Source organism: Nocardioides sp. NPDC058538, assembly GCF_042719275.1.
GTDB lineage: Bacteria > Actinomycetota > Actinomycetes > Propionibacteriales > Nocardioidaceae > Nocardioides.
The window spans coordinates 79,911-96,031 of the sequence record NZ_JBHXNY010000010.1 but is presented as its reverse complement, the minus strand read 5'-3'; the positions used below and the strand labels follow the sequence as shown (position 1 = coordinate 96,031).

Here is a 16,121-nt window from a genome sequence, read left to right as displayed (position 1 = left end):
CGATCGGCGCGAGTGGGCATCAGCCGATCGGTTGATGCGACCATGGACCCCATGCGCTACGACAACCTGCTGGCGTCGGTCGGTGGCACTCCGCTGGTGGGCCTGCCCCGCCTCTCGCCCTCGCCCGACGTACGTCTGTGGGCCAAGCTCGAGGACCGGAACCCCACCGGCTCGATCAAGGACCGCCCGGCTCTTCGCATGGTCGAGGAGGCCGAGAAGGAGGGCAGGCTCCGCCCGGGCTGCACGATCCTGGAGCCGACCTCCGGCAACACCGGGATCTCGCTGGCGATGGCGGCCAAGCTCAAGGGCTACCGGATCGTGTGCGTGATGCCCGAGAACACCTCCGAGGAGCGGCGCCAGCTGCTGCGGATGTGGGGCGCCGAGATCGTCTCCTCGCCCGCCGCCGGCGGCTCCAACGAGGCCGTCCGGAACGCCAAGCGCCTCGCCGCCGAGCACCCCGACTGGGTGATGCTCTACCAGTACGGCAACGCCGCCAACGCGCGCGCCCACGAGGAGGGCACCGGCCCCGAGATCCTCGCCGACCTCCCCGCGATCACCCACTTCGTCGCCGGGCTCGGCACGACCGGGACCCTGATGGGCGTCGGCCGCTACTTCCGCTCCGCCAAGCCGGAGGTACGCATCGTCGCCGCCGAGCCCCGCTACGGCGAGCTCGTCTACGGCCTGCGCAACCTCGACGAGGGCTTCGTCCCCGAGCTCTACGACGCCTCCCTGATCGACGCCCGCTTCTCGGTGGGTCCGCGCGACGCGGTCCGCCGCGTCCGCGAGCTGTTGGAGCTGGAAGGCATCTTCGCCGGCATCTCCACCGGCGCCATCCTCCACGCCGCCCTCGCCCAGGCCGCCAAGTCCCTCAAAGCCGGCGAGAAGGCCGACATCGCCTTCGTCGTCGCCGACGGTGGCTGGAAGTACCTCTCCACCGGGGCGTACGAAGGCACCATCGACGAGGCCGAGGAAGGTCTCGAGGGCCAGCTCTGGGCCTGACCTCCGCTGGTCGAGCCGCCGGAGCCGCTAGGCGGAGGCGTGTCGAGACCAACACCTTCATCTGCCGCGAAACTGTCGGTGGTCGCGCCCAGAATCGGGTCATGCCCTACATGTACATACTCCGCTGCCGCGATCACATGCTCTACGTCGGAAGCACCCACGACCTGGAGAGACGCATCGCCGAGCACAACGCCGGCCTCGGTGCCGAGTTCACCGTCCGACGCCTCCCGGTGACCCTGGCGTACGCCGAAGAGCATCAGACGATCGTAGGTGCCTACCAACGTGAGAAACAGGTCCAAGGGTGGAGCCGGGCCAAGCGCGAGGCTCTGATAGCCGGGGAGCTCGATCGGCTGCACGACCTGGCTCGCCGTCGTGGCAAGCGGTCGCCGTAGACGACCGTGTTGGTCTCGACACGCCTCCGCCTAGCGGCTCCGGCGGCTCGACCAGCGGGGCCAACCGTCCACCTCCGCCTAGCGGCTCCGGCGGCTCGACGAGCGGGCCATCCGTACGTCTCGGCCTAGCGGCTCGGGCGGCTCGACCAGCGGGGCCAACCGTCGGTCGAGCCGCGAGCGCCAGCGAGCGTGTCGAGACCAACACGGCGCGTTCGAGCGCGCCTGGTGACCGTGTTGGTCTCGACACGGATTCGCTCGTACCTCACGAATCCGGCTCGACCACCGGTGGCGGGCGTCAGCGGCAGAAGGCGTAGACGACGAGGCCGTGGTCCTCGCCGGAGAAGACCTGGTCGAGGGCCTTGCCGGTGAGGTGGGCGTCGACGTAGCGCGGGGCGGGGCCGGTGGCGACGATGGCGTGGCCGGGGAGCCTGCCGGTCATGTCGCGCGGGGCCTCGGCGCTCCAGCAGTCGTGCTTCTCGATGAGGGCGGCGGGGCTGCCGGGGGCCATCGGGCGCCCCGACCAGACGCTGCCGGCCTCGGGCTCGGCGCCGAGCTGCACCAGCGCTACGGCGATGGCCGATGCGTACATCGCCCAGATGCCGAGCGCCAGGAACCCCTTGCGTCCGAGGAAGGCTCTCACTCCTGGACAACGCGGCAGCGGGCCCGGGAGTTACGGGCGGTGGCCGGGCTCGGTCACGTCGTGGTCGTGGATCCAGGCGAGATGACGGTCGTACGCATCGCCTGACCCGAGTCGCTTGTTGCGGGCCTGTGCGCGGGGACCGTCAGGGAGGTGGAGGACGTCGGCGGCGGCCAGCGAGGCGATCTGGATGCGGCGGGTGCGGTCGCGGCGGCGTACCTCGTAGGTCGTGCAGGCGCGGTCCCAGTCGTGGTCGGCGGCGAGGCAGTCGGCGAGGACGACCGCGTCCTCGATCGCCTGGGCGGCACCCTGGCCGTGGTGGGGAACCATCAGGTGGGCGGCGTCACCGAGCAGCGTGACCCGGCCGCGCGACCAGGTGGCCAGGGGCGGCCGGTGGAAGAGGCCCCAGTGCTCCGAGCACGGTGCCGCAGAGATCATCTGGACCACGGCCGGATGCCAGCCGGCATACGCATGGACGTGCTCGTCGGGGTCGGCCGGCCAGGACCACGAGTCCGGTGCCCAGGGGCCGAGCTGTCGTTTGACCAGCAGGAACGCGTGGTCGCCGTTGCCGACCGGGTGATGCATCAGGTGGCCGTCGGCGCCCGTCCACACCTGCACCCGGCCAGGGTCGGGGAGCAGGGTGAGCTGCGAGCGCGGGACGATCCCGCGCCAGGCGATGCAGCCGGAGAACTGGGCGTCGTCGTAGCCGACGACGTGCTCGCGCAGCATCGACCCTGCGCCGTCGGCGCCGATGACCAGGTCGGCCTCGACCGACTCGCCGCCGGCGAGCTCCAGGGTCACGGGGCCGTCGCCGGGGTCGGTGAGATCGACCAGGCGGTGGCCGAGGTGGAGCCCCTCGGTGCCGAACGCCTCGCTCAGGAGCGCGTGCAGGTCGGCGTGATCGATGCCGTAGCAGGGTGCCCCGGCGCGGTCGGCATACTCCGCGGCGGAGAGGACTCGGCCGATCGCGGCACCGGTGTGGCCGTCGCGCCAGACCCAGCCGTCGGCGGTCGCCGCCGCCTTCCCGAGATCGGGCTCGAGCCCGATGCGCTCCAGAAGCCTGGTCGCGTTGGCCGGGAGCAGCACGGCGTCGCCGGTGGGTCGCGGATCGGTCGCGGCCTCATACACCTCGACCTCGATGCCGCGGCGGCGCAGCTCGACGGCGAGGGTCAGACCGCCGATGCCGGCGCCGATGATCGTGACCCGCCGGGCACGACGGTCCCTGCGTAAAGCTGCCCGAGCCATCCGGGTGACTGACATCGCACGCTCCTTGGGGAGGTTACGTTCGAAACGTACCTCAGGGGCGTGTGTGCTCGTGGACGGTTACGGCAAACATCATTTGACGTCGAGCGTCTGCTGCTTACCGATGTCGCTGGTCCCGATGGGGCCGAGGCCGAGGAGATCGAGGGCGAGGTTGCCGAGGTCGGCGTTGCGTACGGGCTGGGGGCCTTCGTAGTCGGGCCGATCCTTACCGGGGTCGCGGTAGTCGTCGGCGTTGAGCTCGTAGAGGTCCGTGCCGGCGCCGGCGTCCGGCCCCCACACGATGAACGGGATCCGGTAGTTCTCGTAGACCTTCTCGGAGTGGTTGGTGATGCCCGGCTTGAAGCCGTGGTCGGCGGTGAGGATGACGTCGAGCTCCTTCGCCAGCCCGCGGTCGGCGTCGATGACGTCGAGGAACTCACCGACCTGGGCGTCGGACTCCTCGACGGCCCCCAGATACTCCGGCGACATCCCGCCCGAGGCGTGCCCGGCGGCGTCGGGAAGGGACAGATGTACGAAGGTGAGATCGCGCCGCTCGTCGGCGAGGTCCTCGACGGCCTCCGGGACCAGCTCGTCGTGGTCGTCGATCGGCACGTAGAGGTCGATGTCGTCCTCCCAGGCCCGCTGCCACAGCTCGAACTTCTGCTTCGTCACGAAGACCCCCGTGCTGAGTCCGGCCTCATGGGCGACGGTGAACATCGAGTTCTCGTTCTTCGAGATCGACTTCGACGGGTCGCCTACGTTCCAGGTGACCCCGTGGCCGCCGGCGTCGGCGTTGATCGGGTCGCTGGTGACCATGCTGGTGTGGTTGGGCAGGGTGATGTTCTTCTCGTAGGCGGTGCGGGCGTTGAGCGTCGAGGCGCCCTCGTCGATCAGCCGGTGGATGTTGGGCGTCTTCGCCGGTCCCAGCTTCGCCAGCGCATCCGGGTTGAGCCCGTCGATCGAGATCGCGAGCACCTTGCGGTCGACCTGGGTGGCCTCACGCTCCTTGCGCTCGCCGCCGCCACCGCCGCCACCGCCGCCACCGCCGCCACCGTCGCCACCGCCGCCGTCCCGGTCGGGCAGGGCGGTGAACGCCACGACGAGCACCACGACGACGAAGATGCCGAGGGAGACGAGAGGGAAGAGGCGACGCACCGGCACACCCTAAGTGAACCCGATGGCACCCCGGGCGAACGCTCAGCGAATGTCTAGTGACTGAGTTGAGTTCAGCGTGCTGCCGGGGATCGGGCCCAGGCCGAGCAGGTCCAGAGCCAGGTTGCCGAGGTCGCCGTTGCGGATCGGCTGCCTGCCGGCGTACGTCGGCCTGGTCGTCCCTGGCGCGAGGTAGTCGGGGTTGAGCCGGTAGAGCGAGGCGCCACGGGCGACTCGGGGACCCCACACGACGAACGGGATCCGGTAGTTGGAGTAGAGGTGGGCACCGTGGTCCCGGGCGGCGGCCTTGAAGCCGTGGTCGGCGGTGAGGATGACGTACGTCGACCGCTTCAGCGTCATCGAGGAGTCGATCGCCTTCAACAGCTTGCCGATGCGGGCATCGGTGCGGATCACCGAGGCACGGTAGGCCGCGCTCATCCCGCCGTCGCGGTGACCGTAGTGGTCGGGGGAGCCCAGGTGGACGAAGGTGAAGGCACGCTTGTCGGTCGTCAGGTCGGCGGCCGCGCGGCTGACCAGGTCGGTGTCGCTGTCGACCACGAACCGGTCGATCGAGGGCCAGGAGCGGTCGAAGAGGCCGAACTTCGACTTCGACGCGAACAGGGCACTGCTCCGGCCGGTGCGCTCGACCTGGCTGAAGACCGATGAGACCGGGTGACCGGCGGCCTCCTGCACCGTCATCCAGCGGCGGTCGTCGTTCCAGGTGACCCCGTGGCCGTGCGCGGACCGGGTGATCCGGCGGCCGGTGACCATCGAGGTGTGGTTGGGCAGGGTGACGTTCTGCTCGTACTCGCTGCGCGCCTGGCGGGTCGAGGCGCCGCCACGCATCAGCCGGTAGATGTTGGGCAGGTTGTCCGGGCCGAGCTTCTCGACCGCGGTCACGCTGAGACCGTCGACGGAGATCGCCAGCACTCGCGTCGTGGTCACCGCCTGCGCCGGCCGCCCCGGCAGCTCGACGACCGCGAAGGTGAGGCCCAGCAGGGTGATCAGGACCATCAGCACCAGCGAGCGCCGAGAAATCGTCATAACCGGACGTTAACAACACTGATCCGGCCCGCTCATGAACGTGAGATGGATCTCGGGTATGTGTCGAGTGACCCCCAGCACTGCGAAGTTGCGCTGTTTGGGCCTAGCCTTGACGATCGTGCAGTCCGTCTCGTCCCTGGGTTCGCCCTCGCCCCTGGGTTCAGCCCAGCCCGACCGCGACGCCCCGATCGGGATCTTCGACTCGGGCTTCGGTGGTCTCACCGTGGCGCGGTCGGTGATCGACCAGCTCGCCCACGAGTCGATCCTGTACGTCGGCGACACCGCCCGCGCGCCCTACGGGCCCAAGCCGATCGCCGAGGTGCGCGAGTACGCCCTGGAGTGCCTCGACCATCTCGTCGCGCAGGGCGTGAAGGCGCTGGTCATCGCATGCAACTCGGCCTCGGCCGCGATGCTGCGCGATGCCCGGGAGCGCTACAGGCCGCTGCCCGTCGTCGAGGTCATCCTGCCGGCGACCCGCCGCGCCGTCGCGGCGTCCCGCACCGGCCGGATCGGAGTCATCTGCACCCATGCGACCGCCGAGTCGATGGCGTACGACGACGCCTTCGCCGCGGCACCCCACGTCTCGCTGCACACCCAGGCGTGCCCCCAGTTCGTCCCGTTCGTCGAGGCCGGCATCACCGGCGGCGACGAGCTCCTGGCCGCCGCCCACGAGTATCTGGACCCGCTGACCAGCGCCGGAGTCGACACGCTGATCCTCGGGTGCACCCACTATCCGCTCCTGACTGGTGTGATCTCCTATGTGATGGGCGACAACGTGACGCTGGTCAGCAGCGCCGAGGAGTCGGCGAAGGACGTCTACCGCGTCCTCGCCGAACACGACCTGATGCGCGAGGGCGGCGAGCCGACCTACACGTTCCTCACCACCGGCAACCCCGCAGAGTTCAAGGCGATCGGTGCTCGGTTCCTCGGCCCGGAGCTCGCCGCCGCCCAGCAGTTCGCCGGGAGGATGGGATGACCTCCGGGATGCGGCTGACCGTCATCGGATGCTCGGGCTCCTATCCGGGGCCCGAGAGCCCCGCCTCCTGCTATCTCGTCGAGGCCGACGACGAGGCCGGACGTACGTGGCGGATCGTGCTCGACATGGGCAACGGTGCGCTCGGGGTCCTGCAGCGCTACATCGACCCGCTGCTGATCGACGCCGTCCTGCTCTCGCATCTGCACGCCGACCACTGCGTCGACATGACCTCCTACTACGTGCTCCGCAAGTGGCACCCGACCGGCCCCCAGCCGCCGATCCCCGTCTACGGCCCCAAGGGCACCGGCCGGCGCCTGGCGAAGGCCTACGATCTGCCCAAGCGCCCCGGGATGCGCGAGGAGTTCGCGTTCTCGACCTACACCGGGCCGATCCATCTCGGTCCTTATCGGATCATCCCGACGGCCGTGGAGCATCCGGTCGACGCGTACGGACTCCGGATCGAGGCGCACGGCAAGGTCATCGCCTACAGCGGTGACACCGCCGAGACCGAGGCGCTGCTCGACATCGCCACCGACGCCGACCTGTTCGTCTGCGAGGCCGCCTTCCGCGACGGCGTCGACAACCCGCCCGGCGTGCACATCACCGGCGTCCACGCGGGGGAGTACGCCACCAAGGCTCATGTGAAGAAGCTGGTCGTCACTCACGTCCCGCCCTGGCATGACTCCGCCGACGCCCTCCGCGAGGCGCGCTCGGCCTACGACGGGCCGACCGAGCTGGCGGCCACGGGCGCTGTCTACGACGTCTGATATCCCGCTGGTCGAGCCGCGAGCGAAGCGGAGCGTGTCGAGACCAACACGGTTCTTTCGAGCGCCGACGGGATCGTGTTGGTCTCGACACCGGCTCGCTGGCGCTCGCCGGGCTCGACCAGCGGGGCTCTAGACCAGACCGGCGTCGTGGACCGTGATCGCGATCTGGACGCGGTTGGTGGCGCCGAGCTTGTCGAAGAGGCGCGAGACGTGCGCCTTGACGGTCGGGATCGAGAGGTAGAGCTCCTTGGCGATCTCGGCGTTGCTCAGCCCGCGCCCGACCGCGAGGGCGACCTCGTGCTCGCGCTCGGTGAGCGCCTCGAGCCGGCGGCTGGCGGCAGCTGCGCGCTCGCCGGTCGGCTCGGCGCGGAGCCGGGTGATCAAGGTGCGGGTCGCCTTGGGGGAGAGGATCGGCTCGCCCGAGGCGACCGCGCGGATCGCCGCGACGATCTCGGGCGGGGGCGTGTCCTTGAGGAGAAACCCGTCGGCGCCGGCGGCGAGGGCGTCGACGACGTACTCGTCGGCACCGAAGGTGGTCAGCACGATGACCCTCGGTGACCGTGACTCGGTGAGCACCCGGCGGGTCGCCTCGAGCCCGTTGATCCGGGGCATCCGGATGTCCATCAGCACCACGTCAGGGGCGAAGGTACGCACCAGAGCGAGCGCCTCCTGGCCGTCGGTCGCCTCGCCGACGACTTCGATGTCGGCCTGACCGCCGAGCATCAGCCCGAGAGCCGAACGCACGAGCGGGTCGTCGTCGACGATCCCGACCTTGATCTTCACCGGACGCTCTGGGCTGGTCCCTGGGCTGCTCACTGGCCCCACGGTAGCCATGCTTCGAGAATGAAGACATCCTTTTCCGTACGGTGCGCGAGCCGTCCGCCCGCGAGGTCGACGCGCTCGGTGAGCCCGACCAGGCCCAGCCCGGCGCCTGGGGTGTTGGAGTCGAAGCCGAGCCGGTTGCGCAGCAGCACCTCGATCCCGTGCTCCTCGGAGCCCTGCAGGGACACCTTCAGGGCCGCCCCGGGCGCATGTTTGCGGGCGTTGGTGATGCCCTCCTGCACGACCCGGTAGATCGACCGCCCGACCGCCTCCGGCGGCGAGCCCTCGACGTCGTCGTCGAAGGTGATGTTCATGCCGCCCGCCCGGGCCTCCTCGATGAGGCGGCCGAGCTCGGCGTACGTCGGCTGGGGCGCGGTCTCGGGATCCTCGCCGTTGCCGCGGAGCACGCCGAGAACGGTCCTGAGGTCGTCGAGCGCCCGGTGGGCGCCGTCGCGGATGGTGCCGACCTCGGCCCGGACCTGGTCGGCGGAGAGGTCCTCGCGGTAGGCGAGCGCGCCGGCCTGCATGGAGATGTGGGAGATGCGGTGGGCGAGCACGTCGTGCATCTCGCGGGCGATCCGTCGCCGCTCGGTCTCGCGGGCCTGGGAGACGCGCAGCGACTGCTCGGCCTCGGCGGTCTCGGCGCGGAGCCGGAGGGTCGCGATGAGCTCACGGCGCGAGCCGATGTACATGCCCCATGCGACCATCGCGGCGATGATCACCACGTTCGCGCCGAGGTTGAACCCCCACAACGGGATGCCAGGGATCTCTTGGGCGGAGGTGGTCTCCATCACCGCGTACCAGAACATGCCTGCGGCGACGTTGAGCAGGGAGATCGGGATGATCTCGCGCCAGCGGCGCCGGGTCGCCAGCGAGACGAGGGCGAGGCTTGACGCTCCGGCGGAGAGGATCGAGAACGCCCCGGCGACGATGGTGAACGTGGCGATCGCCACCGGCCAACGGCGGCGCCAGAAGACCAGGACCATGGAGACGACGCCGAGGCTGAGATCGAGCAGGAAGCGCCATTCCGGCCATCCGTCGGTGCTGGATATCAACCCGAGGGCGCTGATCCCCAGCGCAAGCAGATACCGCCAGACGTGCCCCCACACGCTCAGGCGTGGCTGATAGGCCTCGGGCGACGGTTGCTGCACGGCGTACACGCTAGTCAACCGAGGTCGGGGACACAGGATCCCGCGGTCGTGCCCGGCCCCATACTTTCGTCGGGTTGCGGGTCATCCGTATGTCCGATGCAGTCTGCGCCGAATGCACGGCAGGATGTACGTCATGATCAAAGTCGAAGGACTGACGAGGGTCTATGGGACCTTCACCGCGGTCGACGACGTGTCGTTCACCGCCGAGGCCGGCAAAGTCACCGGCTTCCTCGGCCCGAACGGCGCGGGCAAGTCGACCTCCATGCGCATCATGGTCGGACTGACCAACCCCACCAGGGGTCGGGCAACGATCAACGGCAGCCTGTATGCCGACCTCCCCAACCCGGGCCGCCATGTCGGCGTGCTGCTCGACGCCAGCGCCCAGCACGACGGCCGCACCGGCCGCGAGGTGCTCACGCTCGCCGCGATGACGATGGGCCTGCCCAAGTCTCGCGTCGACGAGATGCTCGAGCTGGTCTCGCTGACGCCGTCGGAGGCGAAGCGCCGGATCAAGAACTACTCGCTGGGCATGAAGCAGCGTCTCGGCATCGCGCACGCGCTGATCGGTGACCCCAAGGTGCTGATCCTGGACGAGCCGGCCAACGGCCTGGACCCGGCGGGTATCCGCTGGATGCGTGGCCTGCTGAAGGAGTACGCCGACCGCGGCGGCACCGTCCTGCTCTCCTCCCACCTGCTGCACGAGGTCGAGCAGATCGCCGACGAGCTGATCCTCATCGGCAACGGCCGCATCGTGGCCGAGGGCACCAAGGACGCAATCCTCGCCGGCCAGGGCACCGCCGGCCAGTCGCTGGTCACCTCCCTGGACAACGAGGCGCTCACCGTCGCGCTGAAGGCCAAGGGCTACAGCGTCGAGCCGGTCGGCACCGGCATGCGCGTCTCCGCCGCCCCGGCGGAGGTGGGCAAGGCCGCTCTGGAGTCCAACGTCGTGCTCACCGACCTGCGTGACGGCGGCGCCGGGCTCGAGGACATCTTCCTGCAGCTCACCGCCGCAACCCAGCGCGAGAGCGTCGCACCCATCCAGGCAGAAGGAGTCTCCGCATGAGCGCCGTATCCGTAGCGCCCTCCACCCCGCTCCCGACGGCCACCAAGGTGCCGTTCGGCCGCCTGGTGCTGGTCGAGTGGCGCAAGATGACCGACACGCGTGCCGGGCGGGTCATGCTGATGATCACCGGTGGGCTGATCGCCCTGGTCGCGGGAATCATCCTGCTCGTCACGGCACTGTCCGACATGGCAGCGCTGCCCGCATCGACCTGGATGAGCGCCCTCTCGTTCCCGGTCTCGCTCCTGGTCCCGGTGCTGGCGATCATGATCGTGACCCAGGAGTGGGGCCAGCGCACCCACATGGTCACCTTCACCCTCGAGCCCAGCCGGCTCAAGGTCATCTTTGCGAAGCTCGTCGCGGTCTTAGTCCTGGGCATCGTGACCATGGCCATCGCGGTCGGGATCGGTGCGCTCGGGACGGTGGCGGGAGCGGCGATCGCCGGATCGGACGCGAACTGGAACGTCACCGGTGAGGCACTCGCGTGGACCCTGGCGACGCAGGTCCTCTACCTGCTCATGGGCTTCGGGTTCGCGATGCTGCTGCTCAACACCCCGGCCGCGCTGGTCATCTACTACGGCTACACGCTGATCCTGGAGGCGTCGGTCTTCAGCGCCCTCTACTTCATCTTCGACTGGGCCCAGAACATCTTCCCGTGGATCTCCATGCAGGTGGCGATGATGCCCTACATCGCGGAGAACGAGATGAGGGCAGCCGGACTCGCCGTCGAGGACGGAGCGCTCGGGTTCGCCAGGCTGGCCACCTCGATCGCCCTGTGGGTCGGGCTGCCGCTGGTGCTCGGCACGATGCGGGTCCTCAAGTCCGAGCTGAAGTAGTTCATCGGACTGTTGGCGACACGACACGCGGGGGTGGGTGCTTCGGCACCCACCCCCGTCACCGTTGGCCTCGGCGACCCGGCCGGTGAGGGTTGGCGAGGATGGACCGTGGTGGTCGAGCAGCAGCTCGCCGATGCGGTGGCGCACCGGCCCGAGGTGGCCTCGGGCATGGGTACGACCGAGTGGTGAGCCCTGGGGTGAGCAGAGCCGGGAGAGCGTTGCATAGGGTGGTCGCGTGACCACACGAGCTGACGGGCGCGCCGACGACGAGCTGCGCCCCATCAAGATCACCCGCAACTGGCTCGACCACGCGGCCGGTTCCGTCCTCATCGAGTTCGGCAAGACCCGTGTCCTGTGCGCCGCCTCGGCCTCCGAGGGCGTGCCGCGCTGGCGCAAGGGCTCCGGGCTGGGCTGGGTGACGGCGGAGTACGCCATGCTCCCCGCTGCCACCCACGAGCGCTCCTCGCGGGAGTCGGTGAAGGGCAAGATCGGCGGACGTACGCACGAGATCTCCCGCCTGGTCGGGCGCTCGCTGCGCGCCGTCATCGACTACAAGGCTCTCGGCGAGAACACCATCAACATCGACTGCGATGTGCTGCAGGCCGACGGCGGGACGCGCACGGCCGCCATCACCGGCGCCTACGTCGCGCTGGCCGACGCGGTCGCCTCGCTGGGCGTGCAGAAGGCGCTCACCGGCTCCGTGGCGGCGATCTCGGTCGGGATCATCGACGGTGTGCCGCGCCTCGACCTCCCCTACGAGGAGGACGTGCGCGCCGAGACCGACATGAACATCGTGATGACCGGCGAGGGCAAGTTCGTCGAGGTGCAGGGCACCGCCGAGGGCGTCGCCTTCGACCGCGCCGAGCTCGACGCCCTGCTCGCGCTGGGCGAGAAGGGCTGCGCCGACCTGACCAAGCTGCAGGAGGCCGCACTTGCCGGCTGAGCCCAAGAACGAGCCCAGCATCCACGTCGCCTCGCGCAACGCCAAGAAGCTGGAGGAGATGTTCCGGATCCTCTCGCCGCTGGTGCCCGGGGTCTCGGTCGTCGGCCTCGACGACGTCACCCACTACGACGAGCCGGTCGAGGACGCGCCTGACTTCGAGGGCAACGCGTTGATCAAGGCCAGGGCCGGTTTCAAGGCCACCGGCCTGCCGACCGTCGCCGATGACTCGGGGCTCTGCGTCGACGCGCTCAACGGGATGCCGGGGGTGCTCTCGGCTCGATGGGGCGGCCCTCCCAAGTCGGACTCGCGTAACAACGAGCTTCTCCTGGCCCAGCTCTCCGACGTACCCGACGAGCGCCGCGGCGCCCACTTCGCCTGCGCGATCGCCTTCGTCTGGGACGGTGGCGAGATCGTCGTCGAGGGCCGCATGGACGGCCGGATCATCCGCGAGGTCCGCGGTGACGGCGGCTTCGGCTACGACGTCCTGTTCGTCGCGGTCGACACCGAGGACGGACGTACGTCTGCGGAGCTGTCGATCGAGGAGAAGGACGCCATCTCCCACCGTGGTCGCGCACTGCGCGAGATCTCCCCGCAGATCGCCTCCGTCCTCGGCTAGGGCCTGGGAATCTCGGCGCGTGACCACCTTCGAGGCGCAGCACCGTCAGCACGCCTACCGGGTCCGGCTCGAATGGGGGCCGGTGGGCGCCGAGGCGATCGGGCCGGTGGACATCGCCGTCGTGGTGGACGTGCTCTCGTTCACCACGACGCTGACGGTCGCCGTCGAGCGCGGGATCGAGGTGTTCCCGTTCGGGTGGCGGGACGACCGAGCGGAGGCGTACGCACATGAGCACGACGCCGTTCTCGCGGTCCAGCGTCAGGATGCGGTGACTGGCCGGCCCTCGCTCTCGCCCGCGTCGCTGCGGGAGTCCGAGGGCGTCGAGCGGCTCGTGCTGCCCTCGCCCAACGGCTCGACGATCAGCAGCCTGCTCGCCGACGGCGGTGCCACGGTCGTCGGTGCCTCGCTCCGCAACCGAACCGCGGTCGCCGAGTGGCTCGCTCCGCGGTGCGCCGAGGGCGCGAGCGTCGCCTTCATCGCGTCGGGGGAGCGCTGGCCGGACGGCACGCTCCGCCCCGCGGTCGAGGACCTGTGGGGTGCGGGGGCGGTCCTGGACGCTCTCGACCCGGGCGACGTCTCGCCCGAGGCCGCGATGGCGCGTGATGCTTTCCGTGCGGCCGATCTCCCGGACTCGCTCCATGCCTGCGCGGGTGGCCGGGAGCTGACCGCGAAGGGCTATGCCGACGACGTGGTCGTGGCCTCCGAGATGGACGGCTCGTCGGTGGTGCCGCTCCTGCGAGGCCGGTCGTTCTCGCCGGCCACAGGCGCGCTCACTGATCCGTGCTGAGCCGGCCCTCCAGACCGATCTGCCAGTCGAAGAGCCCCTGCTCCACGAGCAGGGTGAGCAGGGCCTTGTCCAGCCCGGTCGCGATCGCGACGCCGATGAGCACCAGGACGACGCCGAGCACCTTGTGGAAGGCACCCTCGGGGTCGATCGCCCACCTGAGCCGGGCGATCAGCGCCCGTCCGCCCGCCATCACCGCGGCCAGCAGGAGTGTCAGGCCGGCGACGTACGCGAGCAGGTAGCCGAGCCCGCGCAGCGGCTCGACCGGAAGGATGGCGGCCACGATCAGGGCGTACGTCGGGCTGCAGGCGCTGAAGACCGGCCCCATGCTCGCGCCCAGGAGGATGTCGCCGCCGATCCCGCGACGGGTGCTTGCCCGGGCCATACGCTCCTGGGCGCGCGATCCGAGCCCGAGCCGGAACGCCACCGCGTCCCACAGCCGTGGCCAGATCATCACGACACCGAAGAGCGCCACGATCACACCGGAGACGACGCTCCAGAACCGTGGCGGAACATCGATCAGCAGCGTCGTCGACTTCAGCAGGATGCTGAACACGATGACGGAGACGCCGAGCGCCGCCACAGCCACCCACGGCCGGCGCTCGCCGGTCCCACGGGAGAATATGGCCGGCACGAACGCCACCACGCACGGGGCGAGCACCGAGAGCGCTCCGGCGAGGAACGATGCGAGCAGCAGCGTCACTGGGTGTTCTCGAGGATGGCGCCGACCGACTTGTCCTGGCCGTAGCCCGACCAGAGCTTGACGGTCTCGCCGGCGGGGTCGACGCGTACGAAGGTCGACTGGATCGTCACCCCGTGCTGCTTGCGCAGGTCGGTCGCGGAGTCGTAGTCGACCTTCAGGATCTGTGCCCCCTCAGGCACATCGCCGCCCTTGATCGCCTCCTCGAACCCGCGGCACTCGGGGCACCAGGGCGCGTGGAAGAAGAGGATCGTGTCGGTGTAGCACTCGTCGGCGACGGCCGCCTCGGAGTAGTCGGTGTAGCGGCCCGTTGCCTCGCACGAGGGGGACGGGTCGTTCGCCGCGGGGGGAGGCGACGTGGGTGGCACGCTCGCACTGGTGGTGGGCGATGCGGAGTCATCGGCGGTCTCCGCCGAGCCACAGCCGACGGTCACCGCGCAGAGGATGGTCAACAGGGCCAGGATTCGGGTGCTCACGGGCATGGGTTCGGAGCGTACGTTCCCGCGGACTGGTGGTGCACCGACCTCATTGAAGAGCAGCGGTCAGGCGCAGCACGTTGTCGACGTACGCCGCGATCTTCGGCCGCGCGAGCCACTCCTCGAGCAGCAGCTCGCGCGAGATGGCCCGGTAGCTGTCCTCGACCTTCCGCAGCTGTGCCACCGGTTCGCCGTCGAAGAGCATCAGCGAGATCTCGTAGTTGAGGGCGAAGGAGCGCATGTCCATGTTGCTCGAGCCGAGCACGGCGACCTCGTCGTCGATGCTGAAGTGCTTGGAGTGCAGGACAGCGGGCTTGGGGTAGAGATAGATGCGGACACCGGCCTCCAGCAGCGCCTCGTAGTAGGAACGCTGGGCGTGGTAGACCATGAACTGGTCCTTGCCCTCGCTGACGAAGAGCTCCACCTCGACGCCACGGCGGGCGGCCGTCGTCACGGCGTACAGCAGCGACTCGTCCGGCACGAAGTAGGGGCTGGTGATCGAGATCCGCTTCTTGGCGGCGTACATGAGATGGGTGAACGCGCGCAGGTTGTTCTCAGCGTCGACACCTGGCCCGCTGGGCACGATCTGGCCGGTCACGTCGCCGGCGCGCGGCGCGGTGGCGGCCAGCTCGGACCGCAGCAGCTCCCCGGTCTCGGTGTCCCAGTCGCTGGCGAACACGACGTTCAGCGCAGTCACCAGCGGACCCTCGATCCGGGCGTTCAGCTCGACCCACTCCCGGCCGGCCCGGTGGTTCTTGGGCTTGTTGTAGCCGGGCTCGATGAGGTTCTGCGAGCCCGTGAACGCGATCCGGCCGTCGACCACCAGGAGCTTGCGGTGGTTGCGCAGGTCGGGGCGGCGGATCTGGCCGCGGAGGGGGTCGATCGGCAGCAGCGGGTGCCAGTCGATGGCGGAGGCATCGAGCCGCTTCACGAGCTGTCGCCAGAACGGGATGCCGCGCGAGCCGAGGTGGTCGAGGAGGAGCCGGACGCTCACCCCACGCGCCGCGGCCCGGTCCAGGGCGTCGAAGAACGGCTCGGTCATGTGGTCGCAGGCGGTGATGTAGAACTGCGCATGCACGTACGTCTCGGCCTCGTCCACCGCGGCCGTCATCGCCTCGATCGAGGCGGCGTAGTCGTCGATCAGATCGATCCGGTTCCCCGCCCTGGCGGGCAGCGAACCGAGCCGCTCGTTCAGCTCGATCGTGGCTGCGTCGACCTCGGAGATCGTCTTCTGGTGCGGGGTTCTCGGCAGGCTGCGTACGTAGCTCAGCACCTCCTCGTTGAGCGCCCGTTGCCGCTCGTGACGCCGCCGGTCGAGCCGGGTCTGACCGAGCAGCAGGTAGCCGATCAGGCCGATTCCCGGGATGAAGAAGATGGCCAGCAGCCACGCCATCGCGCTGGCCGGACGCCGGTTCTTCGGCACCACCCCGAGCGCGATGACCTTGACCAGCAGGTCGATGATGTAGATCGAGGTCCCCATGACCCCCGCCACTGTCATGCGCATCAGCATGCACCACCGCCACT

The 16,121-nt window shown here is 69.7% G+C and carries 19 protein-coding genes; 10 read left to right on the top strand and 9 right to left on the bottom strand.

Going from position 1 to position 16,121, the window contains the following annotated elements:
- Positions 1-51: 51 nt before the first annotated feature.
- Both ACFWQC_RS11765 and ACFWQC_RS11760 read left to right on the top strand, forming a co-directional pair.
- On the top strand, positions 52-999 hold the full coding sequence (locus ACFWQC_RS11765; protein ID WP_378677487.1) for a PLP-dependent cysteine synthase family protein: 948 nt from the start codon (positions 52-54) through the stop codon (positions 997-999).
- Between the two features lie 101 nt (positions 1,000-1,100).
- The gene (locus tag ACFWQC_RS11760; RefSeq protein ID WP_378677484.1) at positions 1,101-1,391 is read left to right on the top strand and encodes a GIY-YIG nuclease family protein; all 291 of its coding nucleotides are present in this window, start codon (positions 1,101-1,103) and stop codon (positions 1,389-1,391) included.
- Positions 1,392-1,686: 295 nt separating this feature from the next.
- On the opposite strand, the gene ACFWQC_RS11755 is transcribed toward ACFWQC_RS11760, so the two are convergent.
- The 4 genes from ACFWQC_RS11755 to ACFWQC_RS11740 all read right to left on the bottom strand — a co-directional run bounded on the left by ACFWQC_RS11755 (position 1,687) and on the right by ACFWQC_RS11740 (position 5,466).
- Positions 1,687-2,031 (bottom strand): hypothetical protein, encoded by a 345-nt coding sequence (locus ACFWQC_RS11755; protein ID WP_378677481.1) that lies wholly within the window; start codon positions 2,029-2,031, stop codon positions 1,687-1,689.
- Between the two features lie 30 nt (positions 2,032-2,061).
- Complete coding sequence (locus ACFWQC_RS11750; protein WP_378677478.1) at positions 2,062-3,288, bottom strand: FAD-dependent oxidoreductase; 1,227 nt, start codon at positions 3,286-3,288, stop codon at positions 2,062-2,064.
- Between the two features lie 75 nt (positions 3,289-3,363).
- Positions 3,364-4,425 carry an alkaline phosphatase family protein gene (locus tag ACFWQC_RS11745; protein WP_378677475.1) on the bottom strand — a complete coding sequence of 354 codons (1,062 nt, stop codon included), beginning with the start codon at positions 4,423-4,425 and terminating at the stop codon, positions 3,364-3,366.
- Between the two features lie 42 nt (positions 4,426-4,467).
- Positions 4,468-5,466, bottom strand: a complete 999-nt coding sequence (locus tag ACFWQC_RS11740; RefSeq protein WP_378677472.1) for an alkaline phosphatase family protein — start codon at positions 5,464-5,466, stop codon at positions 4,468-4,470.
- Positions 5,467-5,584: 118 nt separating this feature from the next.
- Here ACFWQC_RS11740 and murI point away from each other — a divergent pair, with 118 nt between their 5' ends.
- Together murI and ACFWQC_RS11730 are read left to right on the top strand one after the other, a co-directional pair.
- Positions 5,585-6,442, top strand: coding sequence for a glutamate racemase (murI, locus tag ACFWQC_RS11735; RefSeq protein ID WP_378677469.1), 858 nt, complete (start codon positions 5,585-5,587; stop codon positions 6,440-6,442).
- Positions 6,439-7,209 carry an MBL fold metallo-hydrolase gene (locus tag ACFWQC_RS11730; protein WP_378677467.1) on the top strand — a complete coding sequence of 257 codons (771 nt, stop codon included), beginning with the start codon at positions 6,439-6,441 and terminating at the stop codon, positions 7,207-7,209. Before murI ends, ACFWQC_RS11730 begins: the two co-directional genes overlap by 4 nt.
- A gap of 129 nt (positions 7,210-7,338) precedes the next feature.
- On the opposite strand, the gene ACFWQC_RS11725 is transcribed toward ACFWQC_RS11730, so the two are convergent.
- Together ACFWQC_RS11725 and ACFWQC_RS11720 are read right to left on the bottom strand one after the other, a co-directional pair.
- Complete coding sequence (locus tag ACFWQC_RS11725; RefSeq protein ID WP_378677464.1) at positions 7,339-8,025, bottom strand: response regulator; 687 nt, start codon at positions 8,023-8,025, stop codon at positions 7,339-7,341.
- Entirely contained in the window at positions 8,022-9,182 is a 1,161-nt protein-coding gene (locus tag ACFWQC_RS11720) for a sensor histidine kinase (protein WP_378677462.1), read from the bottom strand. Before ACFWQC_RS11720 ends, ACFWQC_RS11725 begins: the two co-directional genes overlap by 4 nt.
- A gap of 133 nt (positions 9,183-9,315) precedes the next feature.
- On the opposite strand from ACFWQC_RS11720, the gene ACFWQC_RS11715 reads away from it, so the two are divergent.
- The 6 genes from ACFWQC_RS11715 to ACFWQC_RS11690 are packed head-to-tail and all read left to right on the top strand — an operon-like array spanning position 9,316 to position 13,424.
- Entirely contained in the window at positions 9,316-10,245 is a 930-nt protein-coding gene (locus ACFWQC_RS11715; protein ID WP_378677460.1) for an ABC transporter ATP-binding protein, read from the top strand.
- The gene (locus ACFWQC_RS11710; RefSeq protein ID WP_378677457.1) at positions 10,242-11,078 is read left to right on the top strand and encodes a hypothetical protein; all 837 of its coding nucleotides are present in this window, start codon (positions 10,242-10,244) and stop codon (positions 11,076-11,078) included. The genes ACFWQC_RS11715 and ACFWQC_RS11710 overlap by 4 nt, the downstream gene beginning before the upstream one ends.
- A 12-nt stretch (positions 11,079-11,090) precedes the next feature.
- Complete coding sequence (locus tag ACFWQC_RS11705; protein ID WP_378677454.1) at positions 11,091-11,267, top strand: hypothetical protein; 177 nt, start codon at positions 11,091-11,093, stop codon at positions 11,265-11,267.
- A gap of 46 nt (positions 11,268-11,313) precedes the next feature.
- Complete coding sequence (gene rph, locus ACFWQC_RS11700; RefSeq protein ID WP_378677451.1) at positions 11,314-12,021, top strand: ribonuclease PH; 708 nt, start codon at positions 11,314-11,316, stop codon at positions 12,019-12,021.
- The gene (gene rdgB, locus ACFWQC_RS11695; RefSeq protein ID WP_378677448.1) at positions 12,011-12,637 is read left to right on the top strand and encodes an RdgB/HAM1 family non-canonical purine NTP pyrophosphatase; all 627 of its coding nucleotides are present in this window, start codon (positions 12,011-12,013) and stop codon (positions 12,635-12,637) included. The genes rph and rdgB overlap by 11 nt, the downstream gene beginning before the upstream one ends.
- Before the next feature lie 19 nt (positions 12,638-12,656).
- Positions 12,657-13,424 carry a 2-phosphosulfolactate phosphatase gene (locus ACFWQC_RS11690; protein WP_378677445.1) on the top strand — a complete coding sequence of 256 codons (768 nt, stop codon included), beginning with the start codon at positions 12,657-12,659 and terminating at the stop codon, positions 13,422-13,424.
- Here ACFWQC_RS11690 and ACFWQC_RS11685 read toward each other — a convergent pair.
- The 3 genes from ACFWQC_RS11685 to cls are packed head-to-tail and all read right to left on the bottom strand — an operon-like array spanning position 13,408 to position 16,095.
- Positions 13,408-14,124, bottom strand: a complete 717-nt coding sequence (locus ACFWQC_RS11685) for a cytochrome c biogenesis CcdA family protein (RefSeq protein ID WP_378677442.1) — start codon at positions 14,122-14,124, stop codon at positions 13,408-13,410. The two genes, ACFWQC_RS11690 and ACFWQC_RS11685, sit on opposite strands and share 17 nt — an antisense overlap.
- The gene (locus ACFWQC_RS11680) at positions 14,121-14,603 is read right to left on the bottom strand and encodes a thioredoxin family protein (protein ID WP_378677439.1); all 483 of its coding nucleotides are present in this window, start codon (positions 14,601-14,603) and stop codon (positions 14,121-14,123) included. The genes ACFWQC_RS11685 and ACFWQC_RS11680 overlap by 4 nt, the downstream gene beginning before the upstream one ends.
- A gap of 43 nt (positions 14,604-14,646) precedes the next feature.
- The gene (gene cls, locus ACFWQC_RS11675) at positions 14,647-16,095 is read right to left on the bottom strand and encodes a cardiolipin synthase (RefSeq protein ID WP_378677436.1); all 1,449 of its coding nucleotides are present in this window, start codon (positions 16,093-16,095) and stop codon (positions 14,647-14,649) included.
- Between the last annotated feature and the right edge of the window lie 26 nt (positions 16,096-16,121).

Bases quoted from the DNA above. Each gene is read 5' to 3' on its own strand.
- ACFWQC_RS11750 (WP_378677478.1), bottom strand. From the start codon at position 3,288: ATGTCAGTCACCCGGATGGCTCGGGCAGCTTTACGCAGGGACCGTCGT.
- ACFWQC_RS11715 (WP_378677460.1), top strand. From the start codon at position 9,316: ATGATCAAAGTCGAAGGACTGACGAGGGTCTATGGGACCTTCACCGCG.
- ACFWQC_RS11765 (WP_378677487.1), top strand. From the start codon at position 52: ATGCGCTACGACAACCTGCTGGCGTCGGTCGGTGGCACTCCGCTGGTG.
- ACFWQC_RS11680 (WP_378677439.1), bottom strand. From the start codon at position 14,603: ATGCCCGTGAGCACCCGAATCCTGGCCCTGTTGACCATCCTCTGCGCG.
- ACFWQC_RS11730 (WP_378677467.1), top strand. From the start codon at position 6,439: ATGACCTCCGGGATGCGGCTGACCGTCATCGGATGCTCGGGCTCCTAT.
- ACFWQC_RS11710 (WP_378677457.1), top strand. From the start codon at position 10,242: ATGAGCGCCGTATCCGTAGCGCCCTCCACCCCGCTCCCGACGGCCACC.
- ACFWQC_RS11740 (WP_378677472.1), bottom strand. From the start codon at position 5,466: ATGACGATTTCTCGGCGCTCGCTGGTGCTGATGGTCCTGATCACCCTG.
- ACFWQC_RS11760 (WP_378677484.1), top strand. From the start codon at position 1,101: ATGCCCTACATGTACATACTCCGCTGCCGCGATCACATGCTCTACGTC.
- cls (WP_378677436.1), bottom strand. From the start codon at position 16,095: ATGACAGTGGCGGGGGTCATGGGGACCTCGATCTACATCATCGACCTG.